General features: G+C 64.2%; 18 protein-coding genes. 9 read left to right on the top strand and 9 right to left on the bottom strand.

Annotation, left to right across the window (positions count from 1 at the left end; translation table 11 throughout):
• Positions 1-161: 161 nt before the first annotated feature.
• Positions 162-623: a MerR family DNA-binding transcriptional regulator gene (locus tag EN824_RS27655; protein ID WP_127279760.1), complete on the bottom strand. Its 462-nt coding sequence runs from the start codon at positions 621-623 to the stop codon at positions 162-164.
• 453 nt (positions 624-1,076) lie between these two features.
• Between EN824_RS27655 and EN824_RS27650 the strand changes: the two genes are divergently transcribed.
• The 4 genes from EN824_RS27650 (at position 1,077) to EN824_RS27635 (ending at position 8,478) form a co-directional block, all read left to right on the top strand.
• Positions 1,077-5,147 carry a peptidoglycan-binding protein gene (locus tag EN824_RS27650; protein WP_135932914.1) on the top strand — a complete coding sequence of 1,357 codons (4,071 nt, stop codon included), beginning with the start codon at positions 1,077-1,079 and terminating at the stop codon, positions 5,145-5,147.
• Positions 5,148-5,339: 192 nt separating this feature from the next.
• A complete protein-coding gene (locus EN824_RS27645; RefSeq protein ID WP_127280139.1) occupies positions 5,340-6,263 on the top strand; it encodes a sulfite exporter TauE/SafE family protein in 924 nt (307 codons plus the stop codon).
• On the top strand, positions 6,263-7,051 hold the full coding sequence (locus tag EN824_RS27640) for a TIGR02186 family protein (protein ID WP_127280140.1): 789 nt from the start codon (positions 6,263-6,265) through the stop codon (positions 7,049-7,051). Before EN824_RS27645 ends, EN824_RS27640 begins: the two co-directional genes overlap by 1 nt.
• Positions 7,052-7,221: 170 nt before the next feature.
• Positions 7,222-8,478: an Hsp70 family protein gene (locus EN824_RS27635; protein WP_135932913.1), complete on the top strand. Its 1,257-nt coding sequence runs from the start codon at positions 7,222-7,224 to the stop codon at positions 8,476-8,478.
• 2 nt (positions 8,479-8,480) lie between these two features.
• Here the strand turns inward: EN824_RS27635 and EN824_RS27630 are convergent, their stop codons facing one another.
• A complete protein-coding gene (locus tag EN824_RS27630) occupies positions 8,481-9,377 on the bottom strand; it encodes a LysR family transcriptional regulator (protein ID WP_135921019.1) in 897 nt (298 codons plus the stop codon).
• Positions 9,378-9,658: 281 nt separating this feature from the next.
• Between EN824_RS27630 and EN824_RS27625 the strand changes: the two genes are divergently transcribed.
• The 4 genes from EN824_RS27625 (at position 9,659) to EN824_RS27610 (ending at position 15,153) form a co-directional block, all read left to right on the top strand.
• Positions 9,659-12,583 carry a molybdopterin oxidoreductase family protein gene (locus EN824_RS27625; RefSeq protein WP_135916896.1) on the top strand — a complete coding sequence of 975 codons (2,925 nt, stop codon included), beginning with the start codon at positions 9,659-9,661 and terminating at the stop codon, positions 12,581-12,583.
• On the top strand, positions 12,580-13,314 hold the full coding sequence (locus EN824_RS27620) for a 4Fe-4S dicluster domain-containing protein (RefSeq protein WP_135916870.1): 735 nt from the start codon (positions 12,580-12,582) through the stop codon (positions 13,312-13,314). Before EN824_RS27625 ends, EN824_RS27620 begins: the two co-directional genes overlap by 4 nt.
• Before the next feature lie 3 nt (positions 13,315-13,317).
• The gene (locus EN824_RS27615; RefSeq protein WP_135932912.1) at positions 13,318-14,253 is read left to right on the top strand and encodes a DmsC/YnfH family molybdoenzyme membrane anchor subunit; all 936 of its coding nucleotides are present in this window, start codon (positions 13,318-13,320) and stop codon (positions 14,251-14,253) included.
• A gap of 126 nt (positions 14,254-14,379) precedes the next feature.
• A complete protein-coding gene (locus tag EN824_RS27610) occupies positions 14,380-15,153 on the top strand; it encodes a tetratricopeptide repeat protein (RefSeq protein ID WP_127280003.1) in 774 nt (257 codons plus the stop codon).
• Positions 15,154-15,179: 26 nt separating this feature from the next.
• On the opposite strand, the gene pdeM is transcribed toward EN824_RS27610, so the two are convergent.
• The 5 genes from pdeM to EN824_RS27585 all read right to left on the bottom strand — a co-directional run bounded on the left by pdeM (position 15,180) and on the right by EN824_RS27585 (position 21,177).
• On the bottom strand, positions 15,180-15,896 hold the full coding sequence (pdeM, locus tag EN824_RS27605) for a ligase-associated DNA damage response endonuclease PdeM (RefSeq protein ID WP_135932911.1): 717 nt from the start codon (positions 15,894-15,896) through the stop codon (positions 15,180-15,182).
• On the bottom strand, positions 15,893-18,427 hold the full coding sequence (locus EN824_RS27600; protein ID WP_135932910.1) for a ligase-associated DNA damage response DEXH box helicase: 2,535 nt from the start codon (positions 18,425-18,427) through the stop codon (positions 15,893-15,895). The genes pdeM and EN824_RS27600 overlap by 4 nt, the downstream gene beginning before the upstream one ends.
• 70 nt (positions 18,428-18,497) lie before the next feature.
• On the bottom strand, positions 18,498-19,358 hold the full coding sequence (locus tag EN824_RS27595; protein WP_135932909.1) for an NlpC/P60 family protein: 861 nt from the start codon (positions 19,356-19,358) through the stop codon (positions 18,498-18,500).
• Positions 19,359-19,389: 31 nt separating this feature from the next.
• Positions 19,390-19,740, bottom strand: coding sequence for a MarR family winged helix-turn-helix transcriptional regulator (locus EN824_RS27590; protein ID WP_015319324.1), 351 nt, complete (start codon positions 19,738-19,740; stop codon positions 19,390-19,392).
• Between the two features lie 72 nt (positions 19,741-19,812).
• Complete coding sequence (locus EN824_RS27585; RefSeq protein ID WP_135932908.1) at positions 19,813-21,177, bottom strand: M17 family metallopeptidase; 1,365 nt, start codon at positions 21,175-21,177, stop codon at positions 19,813-19,815.
• Between the two features lie 132 nt (positions 21,178-21,309).
• Here EN824_RS27585 and EN824_RS27580 point away from each other — a divergent pair, with 132 nt between their 5' ends.
• Entirely contained in the window at positions 21,310-22,140 is an 831-nt protein-coding gene (locus tag EN824_RS27580; RefSeq protein WP_135932930.1) for a tetratricopeptide repeat protein, read from the top strand.
• Positions 22,141-22,226: 86 nt separating this feature from the next.
• On the opposite strand, the gene EN824_RS27575 is transcribed toward EN824_RS27580, so the two are convergent.
• Both EN824_RS27575 and EN824_RS27570 read right to left on the bottom strand, forming a co-directional pair.
• Positions 22,227-23,252: a type II secretion system F family protein gene (locus EN824_RS27575; protein ID WP_127870754.1), complete on the bottom strand. Its 1,026-nt coding sequence runs from the start codon at positions 23,250-23,252 to the stop codon at positions 22,227-22,229.
• 9 nt (positions 23,253-23,261) lie between these two features.
• Positions 23,262-24,275, bottom strand: a complete 1,014-nt coding sequence (locus EN824_RS27570) for a type II secretion system F family protein (RefSeq protein ID WP_127278985.1) — start codon at positions 24,273-24,275, stop codon at positions 23,262-23,264.
• Positions 24,276-24,277: the final 2 nt, after the last annotated feature.

Below are 24,277 nucleotides of genomic sequence, written 5' to 3'. Positions count from 1 at the left end.
TCGATGCGACAAGATTTCCGCCGCCAGGCGCGCGGAGCCTAGCGTTGCGGCATCGCGCAAGCCAGGATGAAACAGCGGGCCAAAGATAGCGAAAAGCCGCGCGGCATGGCCACGCGGCTTTGATGGTGAAGGGCCGACAGTGTCGGCGTGAGCAGACTGGCTTAGCTGGCGACGCTCGCCTGCGGCGCCGAACGCTCGGCCAACATCTGACGCACCGCCGACATCGAGCCGCTGAGCTCATTGATGGCGTCGTCGATCAGCGCCCGCTGCTTCTGCAGGCGAGCGAGCTGCTTCTCCGACTTGTCCAGCGCCAGGCGCAACTGCTTGGTGTTGGAACCGGTCGGATCGTAGAGGTCCATCATCTGCTTGACGTCGCGCAGCGAGAACCCGACCTTGCGGCCGAGCAGGATCAGCTTCAGCCTGGCCTTGTCGCGGCGCGTATAGAGACGGGTCGAACCGTCGCGTTGCGGGTTGAGCAGGCCCTTGTCCTCGTAGAAACGCAGCGTGCGCAGCGTCACGCCGTACTTTTTGGCCATTTCGCCGATGCGGGAGAGATCCTCGCCGGCTTCGACGGATGCATTATTGGTATTGGCCGCGGTCTCGCCGGCCGAGATAAGCTTCATGGTTACTGGCTTCCCCGTCTGGTGGCGTCGCGGTCCTGGACCATGCGTCGCCTGACTGGAAGCGGGGGCGTGCTTCCGGCCGTGGTTTCAACAAACAAATCGCAAAACAGCACAGTTGTGCGCCATTTACGTTTACGTCAATTCTATACCGATAGCCGCCTCATGACGCAAGGGCGTTCTGAGAACGGTGCTTTATGCCGCACCGGAAGTCGCGACAGCCAACTTCCTTGCAACTTCTTAAGCTTGGTTAACGCGTTGTTTACCACGTTGGGCGAAATGTGCGCGTGTCGGCTACCCGTGGTTATCCTGTATCGAATTTTCACGGTTTTTCGGAGCGCGGGTGAAACCCGGGAAGCTTGTCTTCCACCGTGGCATGGAAGCGCGGTCGCCTCGTTCCGGCAGGGACTTGGGGAGCTGGTCGCAAGCCGGCCAATCTGAAAGACGGACGCACCGATGAACAGCAAGCGGTCCTACCTCGATACACTCAATGCCGGCAGGCAGCGCAAGCCGCAGACAACGCTCGAGCAGCTGAACCGCTCGCTGGAGACCCTGGAGCAGCGCCTGGGGCAGACGCGTGAGGACGCGACGGCACGGCCCGTTCCTCGCCAATATGGCGCCGATCCGCGCTACCCCGCCACCGATCCGCGTTATCCCGCCGCTCAGCCGACGGCCCAGCAGCGCTGGTATGAGGATCCGCAGCCGGCACCGCGCGCGCAGAATCCGGCGCCCTCGCCCGCCTTCGACCAGAATTATCAAGCGATCGCGCGCGACATCGACCGCGTGCGCGGCCAGGAAGACAGCGTCGCCATGGTCGGCAAGATCGCCGGCGAGCTGCGCGGCATGCGCGAGGAACTGCGCCACCAGGTGACTTCAGGGCTGCAGCGCGAATTCGACGCGCTGCGCAAGGACATCGACCGCGCCTTCCAGGCGAACGCCAAGCCCGGCGCGACAGGCAAGGGCAGCGCCGAACTCGGCGTGGAATTCGAGCGGCTCTCCGGCGCCATCAAATCGCTGTCGGAGAAGAGTGACGACAGGAGCGTCAACCTGCTGCGGCTGGAGCTCGAGCAGGTCAAGGCCGCGCTCGACACGCTGGCGCGCGAGGAGAGCGTGCAGAAGGTCGACCGCCGCTGGGACGATTTCGACCGCCGCTGGACGGCTTTCGAGGACCGCGTCGACGCCGACCAGCGCAAGCGCTCCGACGATCCCGCCCTCGCGGCCTTGACCGACCGGCTGGAGCAGATCAGCAACGCCGTCAACAACCTGCCGGAATCGCTGTCGCTGCGCTCGCTGGAGGAAAAGGTCCGCACGCTGGCCGGCGCTGTCGACCATTTCGCCAGCCAGCAGGACCATCGCGGCGGCGGCACGCTGGCCATGATCGACGAGCGGCTGGACGAGATTTCCCGCGCCATCGTGGCCTCGACAGTCGCCGCACAGGCGAATTCAATCGACCACGAAGCCTTCGAGCGCATCGAGAAGCGGATCGACTCGCTCGCGCAGCAGATCGAGGAAGTGGCGCAGGACCGTCCCGGCAATGTCGTGATCGACCGGCTGAACACACTGTCGAGCCGGGTCGATGACCTCGCCGGCCGCGCCAACCTGCCCGAGCAGGCGATGGAACGGCTCGCCAAGCAGATCGCGCTGATCGCAGACAAGATCGATCAGGCGCCGGCCATGCCCGACGCCGACTACATCTTCCACGGGCTGGAGCAGCGCTTCGACGTGCTGTCGGGCATGATGGAGCGTCGCCAGGGCGACGCCATCGAACAGGGCAACATGCTGTTTCGCGATCTCGAGCGCCGGCTGGACGAGGTTGCCGACCGGCTGGACCAGCGCAGCATGCCGCAGGTCGACAGCGCCGGCATCATGGACGCCATCGATGCCCGCTTCACCGCGCTGGCCAAGCGCATGGAAACGCGCGCTCCCGATCCCGCCGGCGAGGCGGCGATCCGCGGGCTGGAAAGCCGGCTCGAGGATATCTCAAGCCGGCTGGACGCCTCGGCGGCCCAGGTGGCCGGCATTGATCCGGCGCTGATCCGCAGCCTGGAGGCTCAGGTCGCCGGCCTGTCGGCGCATCTTTCCAGGCCCAGCACGCCGCTGCCGGACTTCGAGGACATCAGCCCGCGCCTCAACGAAATCGAGAAAGCGCTGGCCGGGACCCGCGATTCCATCCTCGGCGCCGCACGCGAGGCAGCCGAGAACGCCGTGCGCTCGCTGGCCGGAACGAGCACCAATACGGCCGCGGTTTCCGGCCTCGCCCAGGATCTGAAGACACTGGAGACATTGACGCGGCGTTCCGACGAACGCAATTCGCGCACCTTCGAGGCCATTCACGATACACTGCTCAAGATCGTCGACAGGCTGGGTTCGCTGGAAACCAGCGACCCGTCCGAAGCGGTAAGCGAACTGCTGGATGCGGCTCCGACCGAACCGGGCGGCTGGCGTGGCGCACGGCGGTCCAAGATGGCGGTGAACGCGCCGTCGATGACCATGGACGAGCCGCTGCCGCTGACCGGCGACATGGCCGATCTGGACGCGCGTGCCGCGGCCATATTGCGCGCCGAGCCTGCTTCGTCAGTCGAGCCGGCACTGCACGTCGAATCGGGCTTTTCGGCCCGGCCGGGGGCGCGCTCGCCGGCGGAAGCCGCCGCCGCCGCCGCGATGGCCGCACTCGGTTCCGACGCCACCACCAGAAAAGACCAGCCTGCTGGCCGCAAGTCGATGTTCGGCGGGCTGGCGCGCGCCTTCAAGAGCAAGAAGGCGGCGGATGTTCCGCCGCTGGCCGGCCCGGCGCCGGACGCCGATATCCCGAGTGTCGATCTCGACGAGCCGCTCGACCCGAAAGTCGCCAACCGCCCGCTGGAGCCCGGCTCCGGCGCGCCCGACCTCAATGCCATCATGAAGCGCGTGCGCGACGAGCGGGGACAACCGGCAAAGCCCGGCGACAGCGACGCCGCGAAATCGGATTTCATCGCCGCTGCCCGGCGCGCGGCGCAGGCGGCCGCGGCCGAGGCCGACGCCCTGAAGCGCCAGTCGACGATGAAAGGCCCGGTCAAGGCGCTCAGGATAGGTGACCTGCTCAAGGCGCGGCGCAAGCCGATCCTGATGGCGGCGGCAGCGATCATGCTGGCGCTTGCCGGCCTGCAGCTCGGCAAGGCGTTTCTTTCGGATCCCGCCCAGGTGGCAAGCAACGACGCGGCTCCCATCGTCGCCTCGCAGCCGGTGAAGACGGCATCTGTCGATACCGCCAGCCAGCCTAAGACCGAAGTCCAACCGGTGGCGACGGACAGCGCGCCGGCCCCTACCGTCAGGCAGGCGGAACAATCCGCGCCGCCAAGCAAGGACGACATGGCGGCGCAGACCGTCATGGCCATGCCGTCGGATACGGACGCGATGCCCGCGCCTACCGCCGAGCCCGCTCCAGCACCCGTCGCGCCGGCCATGGCTCCCGACGCGATGGCTTCGGCCTCGCCGGCGCCTGTTGCTCCGATGACCGCTGCTCCTACCTTAACGGATCCGGCACCAGCCGCCGTCACCAGCGGTACGCAGGCGTCGGATGCCGATGCCCAACCTGCATCAGCCGCGCCAACGGCCGCCGCCGAGGCAACGGCCAACGACACGACCGGCACCGTTGCGCCGATGGACAAGCCGGCGGCGACAGCCGCGACCAAGTTCGACATCCCGGCCGAAGCCGGCCCCGTTGCTTTGCGTGACGCCGCCGCCGCTGGCGACGCCAAGGCACTGTTCGAGGTCGGCTCGCGCTACGCCGAGTCGCGCGGCGTCAAGGAAGACATGCCGGCGGCCGCCAAATGGTACGAGAAATCGGCGGAACTCGGCTTCGCGCCGGCCGAATACCGTATCGGCAATTTCTACGAGAAGGGCATCGGCGTCGCGCGCGACATCAAGAAGTCGAAGACCTGGTACCAGCTCGCCGCCGCGCAGGGCAACGCCAGTGCCATGCACAATCTGGCGGTGCTGTTCGCCATGGCCGCCGACGGCGTGACCGACAATGAATCGGCCGCGCACTGGTTCCAGGAGGCCGCCGACCTCGGCGTCAAGGACAGCCAGTTCAATCTCGGTATCCTGGCCGCCAAGGGCGTCGGCATGAAGCAGAACCTGGAAGAGTCCTATAAATGGTTCGCGCTTGTCGCCAAGACCGGCGACAAGGATGCCGCGGCCAAGCGCGACGAGATCGCCAATGCGCTGCGGCCCGAGCAGCTCGAGCGGGCGCGCGCCGCGACAGAATTGTGGAAGGCCAAGCCGCTCAACGCGGCGGCCAATTCGGTGGACATTCCCGAATCCTGGCAGGAAGGCACGCCGCAGACGACCGCCGGCATCGACATGAAGAAGGCGGTCAAGAATATCCAGCTCATCCTCAACAAGAACGGCTATGACGCAGGCGGCGCCGACGGCGTGATGGGCGAGAAAACCAAGAACGCGATCATCGCTTTCCAGACCGCCAACAAGCTGCCGGCGACCGGCGCGGTCGACGAGAAACTGGTCAAGGCATTGCTGGCGCGCAAATAACGGCAGAAGCGTCGTTTCCACGACGCCCTTGCCATACATTTGCCTGTTAACTGATTGAGTTGTTTTTTGTTTCGGCGCGGTGGCGGGGTTTGACCCCGCTGCCGCGTCGGCGCAAGACAAAATTGGCTTTTCGATGCGATACTGCCCGCAACGGCTTTATTCGCCGACAGGCAAACTGATCGAGACTGACGGGTGGGCATCTATCTCCCGATCGCGGAAATTTCCGTCAACGTCTTCGTGCTGCTGGCCATGGGCGCCGCGGTGGGCTTCCTGTCGGGCATGTTCGGGGTGGGCGGCGGCTTTCTCATCACGCCGCTCTTGATCTTCTACAACATCCCGCCGGCAATCGCGGTCGCCACCGGCGCCAACCAGGTCATCGCTTCTTCCGTCTCCGGCGTCCTTTCGCACATGAAGCGAGGCACGCTCGACTTCAAGCTCGGCGGCGTGCTGCTCGCCGGGGGCATCGTCGGTTCCACCGCCGGCATCTACGTGTTCGGCTTCCTGCGCAGGCTCGGCCAGCTCGACCTGTTCATCTCGCTGCTCTACGTCGTGCTGCTCGGCACCGTCGGCGGGCTGATGCTGGTCGAGAGCATCAGCGCGTTGCGCGCCACGCGCAGCGGTGCGGCACCGGTGCTGAAGAAATCCGGCCAGCACAACTGGATCCATCGCTTGCCGCTGAAGATGCGCTTCCGCGCGTCGAAACTGTTCGTCAGCGTCATTCCGGTGCTCGGCCTTGGCGCCGGCATCGGGTTCCTGTCGTCGATCATGGGCGTCGGCGGCGGCTTCATCATGGTGCCGGCGCTGATCTATCTCTTGAAAGTGCCGACCAATGTCGTCATCGGCACCTCGCTGTTCCAGATCATCTTCACGTCCGCCTACACGACGCTGGTCCACGCCACCACCAACCAGACCGTCGATGTGATGCTGGCCTTCCTTTTGATGGCCGGCGGCGTGGCCGGGGCACAGTATGGCGCCAAGGCCGGCCAGCGGCTGCGCGGCGAGCAATTGAGAGCCCTGCTGGCGCTGCTGGTGCTGGCGGTGGCGATCCGGCTCGCCATCGATCTGTTCGTCACGCCGCCCAACCTTTATTCGTTGTCCGGCTTGGGCCTCAACTGATGAAAGGCATGAAGGCGCTCGCAACCGTCGCTCTCCTGTCCCTGACCGCCGCCCCGCCGGCGAAGGCGCAGACGCCATTGACGGAAGGCATCCAGATCGGCCTCTCCACCGACGCGGTGTCGATCACCGCCGGTTTTTCCGGCGCCGACCTGACCATTTTCGGTTCGCTGGAAAATCCCGACCCACTGGTGGCACGCCAGGGCCGCTACGACGTCATCGTCGTGCTCGAAGGGCCGCCCAAACCGGTGGTGGTGCGCCGCAAGGACCGGGTGCTGGGCGTCTGGATCAATCTGGATTCAGAGACCTTCGAGAATGTGCCGGTGTCCTATTCGGTGGCGACGACGCGGCCGCTGCAGGACATCACCGAACCCAACAGCTACAAGCAATTGTCGCTCGGCGCGTCCAACCTCTATATGCAGCCCGCCGATGCCGGTGACAGCCCGGCGACGATCGAGGAATTCACGGCGGCACTGCGCGAGCGCAAGGCCGCCGCGGGCCTCTACAGCGAGAATGTCGGTGGCGTGCAATTCCTGTCGCAGAACCTGTTTCGCGCCACGGTCAGGCTGGCGCCGAATGTGCCGGTCGGCACGCACAAGGCGCGCGCCTTCCTGTTCAAGAGCGGCCTGTTCATCAAGGAGAGTTCGGCGCAACTCGAAATCCGCAAGTCGGGCTTCGAACAATCGATCTTCCGCGTCGCCCACGACTATTCGTTCCTCTATGGCGTGTTCGCCATATCGCTGGCCATGGTGACCGGCTGGCTCGGCCGGCTGGTGTTCCGCAAAGATTGACGCTCGGGGAAAAGAGGGGTTCCCCTTTTCCCCACCATGCGATAAACCGCCGCCTCCCAGCCCAAGGGCAAACACGCACATACCATTCGCCAGAGCGGTCCGGCCTTCCGGATGACAGCGCGATGCATCGCCGCTGTCTTGCCGCCACGAAACAATTACAGGAGGCTGCAATGCATCGGGCATTCGGCGGCATCGACTTCGGCACGTCCAATTCCGCGGTGGGCGTGATCCGGAACGGCAAGGCGCGGCTGGTCCCGCTGGAGGGCGAACAGCCCACCTTGCCAAGTGCCGTGTTCTTCGACTTCGAGGACGGCCACACCTATTTCGGCCGTCGCGCGATCGGCGATTATACCGACAGCATCGAAGGCCGCCTAATGCGCTCGCTGAAGAGCGTGCTCGGCAGTTCGCTCGCCCATGAGAAGACGCGTATCAAGGCGCGCCAGATCGGCTTCATCGACATTATCGGCCTGTTCATCGGCCATCTGAAGACGCGGCTCGAAGAGGACGCCGGCGGCGTGGTAGAAAGCGTGGTGCTCGGCCGCCCGGTGCAATTCGTCGATGACGATGCGCAAGCCGACGCGAAGGCGCAAGGCGAGCTCGAGAAGGCCGCCCGTGCCCAGGGTTTCAAGCACATCGCTTTCCAGTTCGAGCCGATTGCCGCGGCGCTCGACTACGAGCAGAAGGTAACGCGCGAGGAACTGGCGCTGATCATCGACATGGGCGGCGGCACGTCCGACTTCTCGATCGTGCGGGTCTCGCCGGAGCGCTCGCGATCGACCGACCGCAAGGACGACATCCTGGCCAGCCGCGGCATCCATATCGGCGGCACCGATTTCGACCGGTTGCTGAGCATCGCCCATGTCATGCCGCAGCTCGGCTACCTCTCCGCGACCAAGGACGGCAAGCGCAATCTGCCGGCCAGCTATTTCATCGACCTCGCCACATGGCAGCGCATCAACCTGGTCTATACCGCCAAGGCGATGACGCATCTCCGCCAGATCCGTTACGAGGCCGTGCGTGCCGACCTGGTCGACCGCTTCATCCACATCGTCGAGCACCGCTACGGGCACGCTCTGGCGGCGCTGGTCGAAAAGGCCAAGATAGAACTGACCAACAGGTCATCGGCGGAGGTGGAGGTGAAGCTGCCGGACGCGGCGTTCGCCGCCGGGATCACGCGCGACGGGCTGGAGGCCACGATTGCCAGGGATATCGAGCGGGTCACCGAAACGGTCGGTCAGACCATTCGCGACGCTCAGGTCAAGCCATCGGACATCACCGCCGTGTTCCTGACCGGAGGCTCGACCGCGATCCCGCTGGCAAGACGAGAGATCCTGTCGCTGGTGCCGCAGGCTTCCGTCATAGACGGCGACATGTTCGGATCGGTCGGGCTTGGCCTGGCACTCGATGCGCAGCGGAAGTTCGGCTGATCCTACCCTGACCCGTTCATCTCTGCAGCCAGATGCGCCTTCAGCGCCATCTGGGCCAGGCTTGCCTGGCGGTCGCGATGGGTGATCATGGCGAAGTCGCGCTTCGGCAATTCGATCGGCACGGCTCTCAGGCTCCCCTCGGCGACCGCGTGCCCGACGACCAGCTCCGAAATGATGGTCGCGCCTGCGCCTGCTTCGACGGCCTGGCGAACCGCCTCGTTGCTGGGCAGCACCAGGAATATCTGCAGGTCGGCAAGTGAAATCCCCTCGCGACGCGCCAGATCCTCCAGCACCTCGCGCGTGCCGGAGCCGCCCTCGCGGATGATCCAGCGCAGGCCCGTGATGTCGGGGCGGCCCGGCGCGATTTCGGCGATCCGCGGATGGGAGCTGGCAACGACCAGCATCAACCGGTCGGTATCGACCTTGGCGCGGCGCAATATGTCGGATTCGGTGCGCCCTTCGACCAAGCCGAGATCGGCGGTTCCATCGAGCACGCTGGCCTCGACCTGCCTCGTGTTGCCGATGGTGACGCTAAGCCTGACGGCCGGATAGGCCTCGTGGAAGGAGGCCAGCCGGCGCGGCAGCCAGTAGCTGGCGATGGTCAGGCTGGCGGCGATCGAGAGGCTGCCGGCGACCGTCTGCGAAACATGTTCCAGCACGTTGCGGGCGGCGGCAGCCCGCTCCAGCACGGCCTTGGCCTCGGGCAGGAACCGGTGGCCGGTCTGGGCCAGCTCTATGTTGCGGCCGACGCGGTTGAACAGATGGACACCGTGCTGCTCTTCCAGCGCGCGAATGGCCGCCGACGCGGCCGACTGGGAAATGCCGAGAAGCTCTGCTGCCTTGGTCATGTGGCCGCGCTCTGCGACGGCGACGAAAATGCGCAACTGGTCCAGGGTCATGCCTGTATTAAGAACCAATATCGATCGAATTTACAAGAACAACTGATTAGACGGATCGATAGCTTTATTCTACTTTTTCAGTCGAAGTTAGAAAAAATTGGCCTGCAGGTCGCAGAGAATAAAATGATCGGGCGGTTCAGATCCCTGCTTGCGCATTGGACCCGCGGCATCCGGCGGCGATTGGCCGGTGATCGATATCACCCGGAAGAGCATTACATGCGCGGGCCCGGGCCGAAGACGCGCGCCAAATCCGCCGGCCGCGCGAGTACCCCGGGATCATGATGCAAGGGCCGCGCTGCGCCAATTCGGCCCCCTCGCAACGCCCGCTTGCCGACACGCGGGCGCCCGATGAAGGCGACGGCGTCGACACCTCGCCAGATGTTTCCGACAGCATCGCCAAGACGACCTGCTACATGTGCGCCTGCCGCTGCGGCATCGACGTGCACATCAAGGATGGCAAGGTCCGCTACATCAACGGCAACAAGGATCATCCGGTCAATCGCGGCGTGATCTGCGGCAAGGGCAGCTCCGGCATCATGCAGCACTACAGCCCGGCCCGGCTGAAGAAGCCGCTCTTGCGCACCGGCCCGCGCGGCTCGGGTGAGTTCCGCGAGATCGAGTGGGAGGAAGCCTTCTCGATCGCCACCGAGCGGCTGTTGAAGATCCGCCGGACCGATCCTAAGAAACTCGCCTTCTTCACCGGACGTGACCAGTCGCAATCCTTGACAGGCTGGTGGGCGAGCCAGTTCGGGACGCCGAATTTCGCTGCCCATGGCGGCTTCTGTTCGGTCAACATGGCAGCCGGTGGCCTCTACACGATCGGCGGCTCGTTCTGGGAGTTCGGCGAGCCCGATTGGGACAACACGAAATACTTCATGCTGTTCGGCGTCGCCGAGGACCATGACTCCAACCCGATCAAGATCGGCCTGGGCAAACTCAAGGCGCGCGGCGCCAAGGTGGTGTCGATCAATCCCTGCCGGACCGGTTACAACGCGATCGCCGACGACTGGATCGGCATCCGGCCCGGCACCGACGGCCTGTTCGTGTTCGCGCTCATCCACGAACTCTTGAAGGCCGGCCGCGTCGATCTCGATTATCTGCTCCGATACACCAACGCGCATGTCCTGGTTATCCAGGAGCCTGGCGCGGCCGATGATGGGCTTTTTCTGCGCGACAGCGACGGCACTCTTGTCGCTTGGGACCGAGTGGCGAAGACCTCCGTCAACGCAACCGATCCAGATGCAAAGCCGGCACTGACTGGCAGCTTCACGGTCGACGGGCGCAGGTGCGTTCCGGTATTTCAGCTCATTGCCGACCGCTATCTCGACGAGAGCTACGCGCCCGACGCGGTCGCCGAGCGTTGCGGCATTGCCGCCGATACGATCCGCCGCATCGCCGCCGAACTTGCCCATGTCGCCTTCGAACAGGCGATCGAACTGCCGGTCGCATGGACCGATTGGGCCGGGCGCCGGCATGAGACGATCAAGGGTCGGCCCGTTTCTATGCATGCCATGCGCGGCATCTCCGCCCATTCCAACGGCTTCCATACCTGCCGCGCCATTCACCTGTTGCAGGTGCTTCTCGGAACTGTGGATGTGCCTGGCGGCTTCCGCTTCAAACCGCCCTACCCCAGATCCGCCCCGCCTGGCCCGAAGCCCTGCGGCAAGGACGTGAGGCCGATGACGCCGCTCGATGGCATGCCGCTCGGTTTCGTTTGTGGACCCGACGATCTGCTGGTCGACGACGCGGGGACGCCGCTGCGCATCGACAAGGCCTATTCCTGGGATTCACCGCTTGCGGCGCATGGCCTGATGCACACTGTCATCCGCAACGCCTGGGCCGGCGATCCGTACTCCATCGACACGCTGATGATGTACATGTCGAACATGGCCTGGAATTCGTCGATGAACACGGTCGAGACCATGGCCATGCTCACCGACCGTGATGAGGTGGGCAACTACAGGATCCCCTTCATCATCTATTCCGACGCCTATTATTCCGAGACCGTGCCGTTCGCCGACCTCGTGCTGCCCGACACCACCTATCTCGAGCGCCATGACTGCATCAGCCTGCTCGACCGGCCGATCAGCCACGCCGACGGGCCGGGCGACGCCATCCGCCATCCCGTCGTCGAGCCCGACCGCGACGTCAAGGCGTTCCAGTCGGTGCTGATCGAACTCGGCGCGCGGCTTGGCTTGCCGGGCTTCGTCGAGGACGACGGCTCGGCGAAGTACCGCGACTACGCCGACTACATCGTCAATCACGAACGCACGCCCGGCATCGGCCCGCTCGCCGGCTGGCGCGGCAAGGACGAAATCTCGATCGGCAAGGGCGACGTCAACCCCAACCAGTTGCAGCGCTACATCGACAATGGCGGTTTCTGGCATCACGACTTCAATGACGACCAGCGCTACTACAAGATGGCCAACCGCTCCTATCTCGACTTCGCGGTGCAACTGGGCTTCATCCCCAAGGCCGAGCCGATCGTCTTCCAGCTCTATTCCGAACCGATGCAGCGTTTCCGGCTGGCCGCGCGCGGACATGGCCGGGTGGTGCCGCCGCAGTCGCAACGCGAGCGCGTCGAGACCTACATGGATCCGCTGCCGTTCTGGTACATGCCTTTCGAGGAAGCGGCCGTGGACCTGGAAAAATACCCGCTGCACGCGCTGACGCAGCGGCCCATGCACATGTACCATTCCTGGGGTTCGCAAAACGCGTGGTTGCGGCAGATCACCAGCCAGAACCGGTTGTTCGTGCATCGCCGGACGGCGGCCGGCCTTGGCCTTGTCGATGACGACTGGGTGTGGATCGAGAGCATCAACGGCAAGGTGAAGGGGCAGATCAAGCTGGTCGACGGGGTCAACGAAAGCACGGTGTGGACCTGGAACGCCATCGGCAAACGGCGCGGCAGCTGGGGCCTGAAGGACGATGCCGCCGAAAGCAATCGCGGCTTCCTGCTCAACCACATCATCGGCGACCAGACCTCTGCCGATGCCAACGGCAGGCGCTATTCGAATTCCGATCCGGTGACCGGCCAGGCGGCATGGTTCGATCTCAGGGTGCGCATCGTCAAATGCGCGGCGGAAGAGGCCGGCTTCACCGAACCGCAATTCGAGCGTTTCCACCAGCCGCCAAATCTCGAGCCCGTGCCGGACATACTTCGCTTCGGCGCCGAATTCCGCCAAAAGAGAGAAGCCGCCGAATGACCTGCTTGCCCTCTCACACGGACAAAAGGCTCGGTCTCGTCATCGACCTCGACACCTGCGTCGGCTGCCAGGCCTGCGTCACCGCCTGCAAGGAATGGAACACCGGCGGCCACATGGCGCCGCTGACCGACATCGACCCCTACGGCGGCCATGTCGACGGCGTCTGGTTCAACCGCGTGCACAGCTACGAGCACATCACCGAGATGGGCGGGCGCACGGTGAACTTCCCGCGCTCCTGCCTGCATTGCGAGACGCCGGCCTGCGTCACCGTCTGTCCGACGGGCGCCTCCTACAAACGCGCCTCGGACGGCATCGTGCTGATCGACGAGGACAAGTGCATCGGTTGCAAATTGTGCAGCTGGGCGTGCCCTTACGGCGCGCGCGAGTTCGACACGGATGTCGGCGTGATGAAGAAATGCACGCTCTGCGTCGACCGCATCTACAACGACAATCTGGCCGAAGGAGACCGCGTGCCGGCCTGCGTCGCCGCCTGCCCGACCAGCGCCCGGCATTTCGGCGATCTCGGCGATCCCCAATCCGCCGTCTCGCAACTGGTGGCGGAGCGCGGCGGGGTCGACCTCATGCCCGAACTCGGCTATCGCCCCACCAACAAATACCTGCCGCCGCGCGCCCATACACAGCGCGCCGCATCGGTGGCCGCTCCCGCGCTGGAGCCGGTACGGGCCGAGGGCGGTTTCCTTGGCTGGGTCGACCGCATGCTCTCGAACTAGCCCATGCATCCCGCCTTCTCCGTCGTCTTCTTCACCACCGCCACCGGTGCCGGCTACGGCCTGCTCGCGCTGCTTGGCGTGCTCGGCCCGCTCGGCCTCATCACGCCCGATTTCTGGCCGGCCTTCGTCGGCATGGGGCTGGCGCTCGGCCTGATCGCGGCCGGCCTGCTGTCATCGACCCGCCATCTCGGCAGACCTGAACGTGCCTGGCGGGCGTTCTCGCAATGGCGCAGTTCATGGCTGTCGCGCGAAGGCGTCGCGTCGGTCGCCACCTTCATTCCCGCAGGCCTCTTCGGCATGGGCTGGGTCTTCCTTGGCCGCCTCGATGGCTGGGTGGCGGCCGCGGGCGTTCTGGCCAGCCTCGGTGCCATTGTCACGGTCTGCATGACCGGCATGATCTATGCGTCGCTGAAGCCGATTGCCCAATGGCATAGCCCCTACACCTTGCCCGGCTATCTCATCTTCTCGGCGATGAGCGGCTGCGTGCTCGTGAATGCCCTGCTGCAAGGCTTTGCGCTCGGCTCGACTGTCCTGCTCGCCACTTCGGTACTGATCACCTTGCTCGGCTGGGGCTGGAAGCTGGCGACCTGGCGCTACAATGACCAGCTTGAAATCGCGACCAACGCGAACACCGCTACCGGACTCTCCGGCGGCACGGTGCGATCCCTGGAATGGCCGCATACCGAGGAAAACTACCTGCTCAAGGAAATGGGCTTCCGCATCGCACGCAAGCACAGCGCGAAGCTGCGCCGGATCGCGCAAGCGCTGGCGTTCGGCTTGCCAAGCTTGCTGCTGATTGCCGCCTTCGCCTTGCCGTGGCCGTTTGCGGCGGTCTCTTCAGGGCTCGCTGCAATCGTCCAGTTCACCGGCATGCTGGTCGAACGCTGGCTGTTCTTCGCCGAGGCGAAGCACACCGTCACGCTTTATTATGGACGATAGGACAGCCGAAAATGACTTCCGCCAGCTCTCTGAGCGACAGTAAAATTCGGCATTATTGTTGACAGCGGAGTCGATACTATCCTTTAAATCCAGAATGCTCCAGTTCTCTATTCGTAGTTCAAGGCGATGAATCTCGCTGCCTTCCGCTCTCCGACCTATCTCGCACTCGGCTTGTTCGCCGCATGTATGTTTATCCTTGCACCCTGCAATTTAATAGCAGGCGCGCTCGAAGCCGAAGCCGCCTTTAAAGCGAATAATTATTCAGAAGCGTACAAAGAATGGACGGCTCTCGCCCAAAAGGGTGATGCCATTGCCCAATTTAACGTCGGATTTCTGTATTCCAGAGGACTGGGTGTTCCACTGGATTATTCCAAAGCTGCCGAATGGTGGGGCAAGGCGGCGGATCAAGACATGGCAGTGGCCGAGTTGAACCTTGGACTTTTGTACTCCTGGGGCAAGGGCGTTCAGCAGGATGATTCCAAAGCGGCGGAGCTATGGCGCAAGGCGGCGATCCGAGGTTTGCCCGAAGCTCAGCAGTATCTTGGATACGCGTATTTTTCTGGGACGGGAGTGCCCAAAAGTGGTTCCGATGCGGTACTTTGGTTAACCAAAGCAGCTGAGCAAGGTAATGTTGACGCGCAAATTAATTTGGGCGTGGCTTACCTGACCGGCGAGATTGTAGATAAGAACCCCAAGCTAGCCTTCTATTGGTACGAAAAGGCTGCGCAACTGAATGACAGCAAGGCGCAATTCAACGTGGCATTGATGTATCTCAAAGGTGTTGGGGTTGAGCAGAATGATGACCTTGCCATCCAATGGTTAAAACGCTCGGCAGCGCAGGGATACCGCGGCGCGGAAGAAGCACTTGACCGCATTCATGCTGCGCTTAAGAAGACTTGAGCTTCACCAAGACCAGGCGGCGACCCTCAACCCGGCCGCAGCATCGAACCGGAGATGGCGAAGATGCGGTCAGTGCCAAGCATGTAAGCCATCAGCGACTCCAGCCGGAACAAGCCGGCATAGGCGCGGTCGAGCACGTTGAGCGAGCCGGTATAGGCACCGAAAGCCGGCATGATCATGCGGCCGCCGTCGCCCGCGAAACAGCGCCGCCGCACCGAACGACCGCGCTGCACGATGCGCGCGCAGGGATGCAGGTGGCCTGAAATCTCGCCCTCGACCCGCACCTTCGACGGCTCGTGCCGGAACAGCAGGGAACCTATGGCCAGTTCCCGCACGGTCTCGCCGGGCAGGTCCGCCGGCGCCTCCGGGTCGTGATTGCCGGCGACCCAGAACCAGTCACGGCCTGCCATCAGCGCCTCCAGCCGTTCGCGAAAGCTCGAATGCATGCGCTTGGCGCCGCCGCCATCGTGGAAACTGTCACCCAGGCTGATGACGATCGACGGCTGGTAGTCCGATATCACCGCCTGCAATCGCAGCAGGGTCGCGCCGGTATCGTAGGGCGGGATCAGTGTGCCGCGCCTGGCCAGCGACGAGCCCTTCTCCAGATGCAGGTCCGATACTGTCAGCAGCTTGAGCTCGGGAAAATAGAGCACGCCGCGCGGATCGCAGACCGCGCGCGCGCCCGCGATGCCGACAAGGTCGGCCTCGGCGATCAGCGATGCGCGCGCCAGCGAAAAGGTCATTCGTCAACCATCCCGGGCCCCATGGCCTCCTCGACCAGCGTCGCCGCATCCATCAGCAGCGTTTCATCGGCCTCGCCATTGACCGGCATCTTGCCGATCTCGAGCATGATCGGCACGGCAAGCGGCGATATCTGTTCGAGGGCCTTATGCATGATTCGACCCTGGATGCGCGAGAGCATGTCCGCAAGTCTGCTGACATCGAGCAGGCCGGTCGCCGCATCGGCACGCGTCGCCTGAAGCAGGATGTGGTCCGGCTCATGGCTGCGCAGCACATCGTAGATCAGGTCGGTCGACACCGTGACCTGGCGGCCGCTCTTCTCCTGGCCGGGGTGGCGTTTTTCGATCAGGCCCGAGATCAGCGCGCAGTTGCGGAAGGTGCGCTTGAGAAGCCAGCTATCGGCCAGCCAGGCTTCGAGATCGTCGCCCAGCATATCCTGATCGAAGAGCGCGCCGAGTGAAGGTTTCCTGGCTTTGAACATGGCGCTCATGTCGCCCAGCGACCATATGGCCAAGGCATAGTCGGTGGCGACGAAGCCAAGCGGCCTGGCGCCCGCCCTGTCGAGGCGACGGGTGAGCAGCATGCCAAGCGTCTGGTGCGCCAGCCTGCCCTCGAAGGGATAGGCGACCAGATAATGGCGGTTGCCGCGCGGAAAAGTCTCGATCAGCAAATCGTCGCGCTTGGGGAGCATCGATTTGTCCGACTGAAACCGCAGCCAGTCGGCCACCTGCTCCGGCAGCTTCTTCCAACGCTGCGGATCGTCGAGCATGATGCGGACCTGTTCGGCAAGGTACGTCGACAGCGGAAACTTGCCGCCGCCATAATAGGGCACCTTGGCGTCGCTGCCGGGCGCATTCGAGACGAAGCACTCATTCTCGCGGATACCTTCGAAGCGCAGCACCTTGCCGGCAAACATGAAGGTGTCGCCATGCGTCAAGGTTTCGAGGAACGCCTCCTCGATCTTGCCGAGCACGCGGCCGCCGTGCGACGCCGCGCCTTTTCTGCCGGCCTTGACGTAGCGCACATTGAGCGCCGGCACCTCGATGATGGTGCCGACATTCAGCCTGTATTGCTGGGCGACGCGCGGATTGGACACGCGCCACATCCCATCCTTGTTCAGGCGGATGCGGGCGTAGCGCTCGTAATTCTTCAACGCGTAGCCGCCGGTGGCGACGAAATCGATGACACGGTCGAAAGTCGGACGATCGAGGCCGGCATAGGGTGCCGCCGTTCGCACCTCTTCATAGAGGTCATCGGCGCGGAACGGTGCGCCGCAGGCGCAGCCCAGCACATGCTGCGCCAGCACGTCGAGCCCGCCATTGACCAGCGGCGGCGTATCCTGCGCGCCGAGATAATTGGCGTCGAGCGCGGCCCGGCATTCCAGCACCTCGAAACGGTTGGCGGGAATCAGGATCGCCTTCGACGGCTCGTCCATGCGGTGGTTGGCGCGGCCGATGCGCTGCGCAAGCCGGCTGGCCCCCTTTGGCGCGCCGACATGCACGACCAGGTCGACATCGCCCCAGTCGATGCCGAGATCGAGCGTCGAGGTGGCGACGATGGCGCGCAATGCGTTGTCGCCCATTGCCTTTTCGACACGCCGGCGCTGGGCGACGTCGAGCGAGCCATGATGCAGGGCGATCGGCAAGGTATCCTCGTTGACGCGCCACAGCTCCTGGAACAGCAGCTCCGCCTGGCTGCGTGTGTTGACGAACAGCAAGGTCGTCTTGTGGCGCTTGATCTCGCGGTAGATTTCCGGCGTGGCGTAGCGCGCCGAGTGCCCCGCCCACGGCACGCGCTCCTCGGAATCGAGGATCGAGATTTCCGGCTTCGCCCCACCCGTCACGGTGATCAATTCCGCCATGTCACCGGGTGGGTTCTGGCTGACCAGCCAGCGCCGCAATTCGTCCGGCTCGGCCACCGTCGCCGACAGCCCGATCGTCTGCAGGCCAGGGACGAAGCTGCGCAGCCGCGCCAGCCCAAGCGCCAGCAGATGGCCGCGCTTCGACGTCACCAGCGAATGCAATTCGTCGAGCACGACATAGCGCAAATCCTCGAAGAAGCGCCTCGCATCGCCTGCCGCGATCAGCAAGGCCAGTTGCTCTGGTGTGGTGAGCAGGATGTCGGGCGGCGCAAGCTTCTGGCGCTGGCGCTTGTGGGCGGGGGTGTCGCCGGTGCGCGTTTCGATGGTGACCGGCAGGCCGATCTCCTCGACCGGCTTGCCGAGATTGCGCTCGATGTCGACGGCCAGTGCCTTCAGCGGCGAGATGTACAGCGTGTGGATGCCGCGCCGCGCCTGGCCTGGTTTTCGCCTCGGCCTGACGGCCAGTTCGGTCAGCGACGGCAGGAAGCCGGCCAGCGTCTTGCCGGCGCCGGTCGGCGCGATCAACAGCACCGATTGCCCGGCCTGGGCTTTCGCCAGCAGTTCGATCTGATGCGCGCGCGGCGACCAGCCCTTCTCGCCGAACCATTTTACGAATGGCTCGGGCAAGACGACGGCGGCATTCTGGTCGGCGAGGCGCGGCAGCTCGGTCACCCGCCAGAGGTAGCGCGGCGGCGCGCAATCGCCAAGCAGAATCGGAACAAAAGGGGATCGAAAAAAAGCCTTACGGCCGCCGAAACCCCGTCGGTCCGCCATAGAGATAGCCGATGCGGGCGACCGCTTCCTTCAGCCCTTCGCGCGATACCAGCATGGTGTGGCCGTTGGCGTGGATCATGGTTTGGGCGTCGGTCATGATGGCGACGTGACCTTTCCAGAACACCAGGTCACCACGTCGCAACCCCGAAAAATCGGGGCCCGGCTCGAGCGGCTCGCCGACCGAAGCGGCCTGCATGTCGGAATCGCGCAGCACCTCCCTGCCGGCCATGCGCATGGCCAGTTGCACCAGGCCGGAGCAATCGATGCCGAAGCCGGAAACACCGCCCCACAGATAGGGCGTGCCGAGAAATGTCTCGGCCACGGACACATAGTCGTCGGCCACTTCGCCGATCGGCCGCAGATGGCCTGCGATCATGGCTTCACCCGACGGCAGCAGGGCATAGTGCGTGCCGCGTGTTTCCGCGGCACCCGTCACCGTTACGGTCGATCCCATCGACAGTTGCCCGGCGATCGGAAAGCGCAGATCCGGACCGGGATAAAGGAACGTACGCGGCACCGAGACAATATGGGTGGACGCATGGTCCCGCCCGCCCAGCATGGTGTCGGCGACATAGCCGACATAGCCGTCTCGCTCGGCCTGGATCCAGGCCCAGCCTTCTCTGTCCTCGAAAACCAGGACATCGTCGCCGAACAGAGCTTGCGTGTTGACACCCGACTCCAACTTGGGCGCCTTGCGGATATCGGCCACCGGCACCGAAATCCGCGCTGGCCGGCCCGCGACGAAACGGTCGGCAGCGACTTCTCCTTTCAACCTGGCATCGGCGAGATCGGAGCGGAAAGCATGAAGGCGTGCGTCGTGAGCGGTCAAAATCGGCAACCCTGTTGAATGGGCAATACAGTCAGATCGGCAGTTCGTGGGCCTTGGCAATGATACCATCGCCGAAGCGTTCGACAAAGAGCGCGCCTTCAACGGTGCGCTTGATCAGGACATTGCGCTTGTCGAGCTCGTCGCGATGGCGCGACACCAGTTTCAGCGCGCCCATCGTATCGAGCGCACGTGTGATGACCGGCTTGGTGACGTTGAGGCGGGCGGCAAGACCGCGCACCGTATGCGGCGGCGGATCGAGATAGATGGTGAACAGGATCGCCGTCTGACGCATGGTGAGATCGGGCGCATCCTCGCGCACCTGTGACAGCATCACTTGCTGCCACAGTCGCAAGGCCTGGCTCGGGCGCATCGCAATCGACATCGCGCCATCATGACGGCAAATTGTTTCGGTTCCGTTTCAGTATCAGCAATTTGCCTGCTCTGGTTGCGGCCATCAGCCATAACGCGTCGAGATGATCCGCTCCAGCGCCCGGATGCCTTGCGCCTCGCCACCGGCGGGGCCGTAGGGGCGATCGGCGGGGTTCCAGGCAAAGATATCGAAATGCGCCCAGCTCGCGGTCTTCTCGACGAAGCGCTTGAGGAACAGCGCCGCGGTGATGGAACCGGCGAAACCGTCCGTGGTGACGTTGTTGATGTCGGCGATCTTCGACGACAGTTTCGCATCGTAGGGCCGCCATAGCGGCATGCGCCACAGCGGATCCTCGACCGCCAGCGATGCCGCCGCCAGCTCCGAGGCAAGCGCCTCGTCATCGGTGTAGAAGGGCGGCAGGTCGGGGCCGAGCGCGACGCGGGCGGCTCCGGTCAGGGTCGCCATGTCGACCAGGAGCCGCGGTTCCTCCTCGTCGGCCAGCGCCAGCGCATCGCCCAGCACCAGCCTCCCCTCGGCGTCCGTGTTGCCGATCTCGACTGATATACCCTTGCGGCTCGCCAGCACGTCACCGGGCCGGAAAGCGTTGCCGGCAATCGAATTCTCGACCGCGGGGATCAGCACCCGCAGCCGTACGTTGAGCCCGGCGGCCATGATCATCGAAACCAGGCCCAGCACATTGGCGGCGCCGCCCATGTCCTTCTTCATCAACAGCATGCCCGAGGACGGCTTGATGTCGAGGCCGCCAGTGTCGAAGCAGACACCCTTGCCGACCAGGGTCACCTTCGGCGCCCCTTGCTGCCCCCATGTCATGTCGATCAAGCGCGGCGCGCCGGACGAGGCGCGGCCGACGGCGTGGATCATCGGGAAGTTCTGTGTGAGCAGGTCGTCACCCTTGATGACGGAGACTTCGGCCTTGTGGGTCCCAGCCAAGGCCCGCACTGCCCTCTCCAGATCGTCCGGCCCCATATCGTTGGTCGGTGTGTTGATCAGATCGCGCGTCAGGAAAACGCCATCGGCGATGCGGCGAACGCGCTGCGCATCGACGCCGGCCGGCAATTCGAAGCGCAGCGCCTTGACCGGCTTCTTGCCGTAGCGGGTAAAGACATAGCCGCCGAGCGCCAACGCGATCGCCGCCAACTCCGGCTCGGCCGGCGCCGAGGCGAAGTGCCAGTCGCCTTCCGGCAAGGTTTTCGACAGCGCGCCCAGGCCGAGCGCGCCCTCGCCGTCGCCAAGACCGAACATGGCGCCGCCGAGCGCTCCGTTCTCGCCGGGCACGACCAGCGTCCTGCCGGCCTCGCCGGAAAAGCCGTTTGCCCTGGCCCAAGCGACAATAGACGGCGACAGACCGGCCGCCTCCAGGCCGTCCCTGCCGACCAGATGGACCGGCAGTGGGTTCTTCAGCTTGTTCTCGACCAGTTCCACAGCCATCAGATGTTTCTCCTGCCGAGCTCGCCCCGAGTCGGCGCTTCTTAACCCTCCGTTAGGGTTAACAGAATATTTCTGCTGGAGGGAAGATGGCCACGCAATGGCCACGCGCATGAATGGAGGCCCAGGGTGCCGATGCCGACCAACCGCACGATAGACATCCGGGGAAAACGGCTCATCACCACGGCATTCATGCTGGCGCTCGCGGCAGGTGTCGCGGGATGCGCGACCGACAAGCTCACCACCGGCTCGATCGGACGCACCAGCGGCAAGCCGCTGGAGACGATGTCGGCGGGAGAACTGCACAATGCCACCGCCGCACTCGGCCAATCCTACGCCAGGAACCCCAACGACAAGCGCATCGCGACCAACTTCGCGGCGGCGCTGCAGATGGATGGCGATGCCGACCAGTCGCTTGCGGTGATGCGCAAGCTGGCGATCGCCTATCCGAAGGACCGCGACGTACTCGCCGCCTATGGCAAGGCGCTGGCCGCCAACGGCCAGTTCGAGGCGGCGCTCGACGCGGTGCGCCGCGCGCAGACGCCGGAATATCCCGACTGGAGGCTGGTCTCCGCCGAAGCGGCCATACTTGACCAGCTCAACCAGAAGGATGACGCGCGCCAGCTTTACCGCAAGGCGCTCGAACTCAAGCCCAACGAGCCTTCGATCCTTTCCAATCTCGGCATGTCCTATGTGCTGGAAGGGGATCTGCGCACCGCCGAGACCTATATGCGGTCGGCCGCCCAGCAACCGAACGCCGACAGCCGGGTACGCCAGAACCTGGCACTCGTTGTCGGCCTGCAGGGCCGTTTCGACGAAGCCGAGAAGATCGCCTCGCAGGAACTTTCGCCCGAACAGGCACAGGCCAATGTTGCCTATCTCAGGCAGATGCTGGCCCAGCAGAACGCCTGGAGCCAGCTCAAGGATCAGGACAAGGCGAAACCGCCGAAAACCGCCACCAACTGATCACCTCGAGCTTACCGAAAATCGTAGAAAAGCCGCGCCCCCCTGCAGCGCGGCTTTTTGTTTGCGCGGACGAGTTCTGCGTTGGTCTACTGGCTGGTCGACGCGGCCCCGCCGGAGTGATCGCCGAAGATGCCGCGCTGGCTGACCTGGATGCCCGCCGGCCCCAGGATGATGGCGAACAGCACCGGCAGGAAGAACAAGATCATCGGCACGGTGAGCTTGGGCGGCAGGGCGGCGGCCTTTTTTTCGGCGGCGTTCATGCGCATGTCGCGGCTTTCGCTGGCAAGCACGCGCAGCGCGTGCGCCACCGGCGTGCCGTAGCGCTCGGCCTGGACGAGCGCCTGCGACACCGACTTGACCGATTCCAGTCCCGTGCGGCCGGCCAGGTTCTCATAAGCCTGCTTGCGTTCCTGCAGATAGGAGAGTTCGGCGTTGGTCAGGATGAATTCTTCCGCCAGGGCCACCGACTGCGCGCCGATCTCGTCGGCGACCTTACGCAGCGCGGCTTCCACCGACATGCCGGACTCCACGCAGATCAGCATCAGGTCGAGCGCATCCGGCCACGCCATCTGGATCGACTGCTTGCGCTTGGTCGCGCGGTTGTTGACGTAGAGGACCGGAGCATAGAAGCCGCCATAGGCAACCAGGACGCAGACGAACAGCCGGATCACCAATGGCTTGTCGGGCAATCCGCCGAGCACGAAGATATAGAACAGACCAAGCGCGAAGCCGACAAAAGGAAGCACCAGGCGGAAGAACAGAAAACGCGTTAGCGGATTCTGCCCGCGAAAGCCGGCAACCTTGAGCTTTTGCAAGGTGGCCTCGTCGGCCAACGCACGCCGCAGATCGAGCCGGTCGACGATGTTGCGCATGCCGACCGACTGTTGCTCGCGCAGACCCTTGCGGCGCCGATCGGCCTCGTTCGCGAGCCGCGCGCGCTGCTTGGCGCGAAGCTCATCACGCTCTAGCGCGACCGATTTCATGCGCGCCTTGAGCTGGTTTCCGCCGATCGCCGGCAGCAGCGTAAAGACGGTTGCGAACACTGCGATGGCGACCAGCAGAGCAATCAGGAAGCTGGGATCCGTCAGTGATTTGATGACTTGTTCGGTCATGCCCCGGCCCTAGACTTCGAAGTTCATCATCTTGCGCATCACGAAGATGCCGATCGACATCCAGACGGCGGCGAAACCGAGTATCAGATGACCGACGCTGGTCGTGAACAGCGGCATCAAATAGTTGGGACTGGAGAGATAGACGAGAAAGGCGACGATGAACGGCAAGGCGCCGATGATGGCGGCGGATGCTTTCGCTTCCATCGACAGCGCCGCGACCTTGGCCTTCATCTTCTTGCGGTCGCGCAACACGCGCGAAAGGTTGCCCAGCGCCTCGGAGAGATTGCCGCCGGCCTGCGACTGGATCTGGATGACGATGCCGAAGAAACTCGCCTCGGTGCATGGCATGGTTTCGGGCATGCGCAAGGTCGCGTCGGGGATCGACAGGCCCATCTGCTGCGAATCGACTATTCGGCGAAACTCGGTCTTCACGGGCTCAGGGGATTCATTGGCGATCAGGCGCACGGCGTCGTTCAGCGGCAGGCCGGACTTGACCGCCCGGACGATGATATCGAGCGCGTTTGGAAATTCGTTGAGGAACGCCTTGACGCGGCGGGTACGACGAAAAGAAACGAACCAACGCGGCAAGCCGAGCGCTCCGGCGAGCAATATACCGGGCAATACGATCATCGGCGCACCGACCATGAACGCGACGATTGTCAGCGCGAGGCCGCATATGGCCGAATAGATATAGAAACGCTCGATCGGCACCTTCATCCCAGCCTGGCGAAGCTGGGCTTTCAGCGGCGGCTTCTTGACGGCGGTGTCCTTGGTCTTCTGCTTCTCGTCGAGCTCCTTCAGGGAATCCTGCACCGATTTACGGCGCTTGGCCGCGTCCGCCGCGCGGTCGCGCGTCGCCTTGACGACAGAGCGGTCCGTTTCGGCGGCCTTGATCGTTTCAAGCCGCTTTCCGGCCTGTTTCTCATTGCTGATCTGGTTGAACAGAAATGCATAGGCGACCGCGCCGGCGCTGAAGCCGGCGAGCACGACAAACGCCAATACGGTGCCGTCAATTCCAAACATCG

Origin of the sequence: Mesorhizobium sp. M8A.F.Ca.ET.181.01.1.1 (genome assembly GCF_004792025.1) — a bacterium.
In the GTDB taxonomy this organism is placed as follows: Bacteria; Pseudomonadota; Alphaproteobacteria; order Rhizobiales; family Rhizobiaceae; genus Mesorhizobium.
This window is presented reverse-complemented; position numbering and strand designations above follow the sequence as displayed.

Coding starts and splice junctions, on each gene's coding strand:
- EN824_RS27655 (WP_127279760.1), bottom strand. CDS start 623: ATGAAGCTTATCTCGGCCGGCGAGACCGCGGCCAATACCAATAATGCA.
- EN824_RS27650 (WP_135932914.1), top strand. CDS start 1,077: ATGAACAGCAAGCGGTCCTACCTCGATACACTCAATGCCGGCAGGCAG.
- EN824_RS27640 (WP_127280140.1), top strand. CDS start 6,263: ATGAAAGGCATGAAGGCGCTCGCAACCGTCGCTCTCCTGTCCCTGACC.
- EN824_RS27635 (WP_135932913.1), top strand. CDS start 7,222: ATGCATCGGGCATTCGGCGGCATCGACTTCGGCACGTCCAATTCCGCG.
- EN824_RS27630 (WP_135921019.1), bottom strand. CDS start 9,377: ATGACCCTGGACCAGTTGCGCATTTTCGTCGCCGTCGCAGAGCGCGGC.
- EN824_RS27625 (WP_135916896.1), top strand. CDS start 9,659: ATGCAAGGGCCGCGCTGCGCCAATTCGGCCCCCTCGCAACGCCCGCTT.
- EN824_RS27620 (WP_135916870.1), top strand. CDS start 12,580: ATGACCTGCTTGCCCTCTCACACGGACAAAAGGCTCGGTCTCGTCATC.
- EN824_RS27615 (WP_135932912.1), top strand. CDS start 13,318: ATGCATCCCGCCTTCTCCGTCGTCTTCTTCACCACCGCCACCGGTGCC.
- EN824_RS27610 (WP_127280003.1), top strand. CDS start 14,380: ATGAATCTCGCTGCCTTCCGCTCTCCGACCTATCTCGCACTCGGCTTG.
- pdeM (WP_135932911.1), bottom strand. CDS start 15,896: ATGACCTTTTCGCTGGCGCGCGCATCGCTGATCGCCGAGGCCGACCTT.
- EN824_RS27590 (WP_015319324.1), bottom strand. CDS start 19,740: ATGTCGATTGCGATGCGCCCGAGCCAGGCCTTGCGACTGTGGCAGCAA.
- EN824_RS27585 (WP_135932908.1), bottom strand. CDS start 21,177: ATGGCTGTGGAACTGGTCGAGAACAAGCTGAAGAACCCACTGCCGGTC.
- EN824_RS27580 (WP_135932930.1), top strand. CDS start 21,310: ATGCCGACCAACCGCACGATAGACATCCGGGGAAAACGGCTCATCACC.
- EN824_RS27575 (WP_127870754.1), bottom strand. CDS start 23,252: ATGACCGAACAAGTCATCAAATCACTGACGGATCCCAGCTTCCTGATT.
- EN824_RS27570 (WP_127278985.1), bottom strand. CDS start 24,275: ATGTTTGGAATTGACGGCACCGTATTGGCGTTTGTCGTGCTCGCCGGC.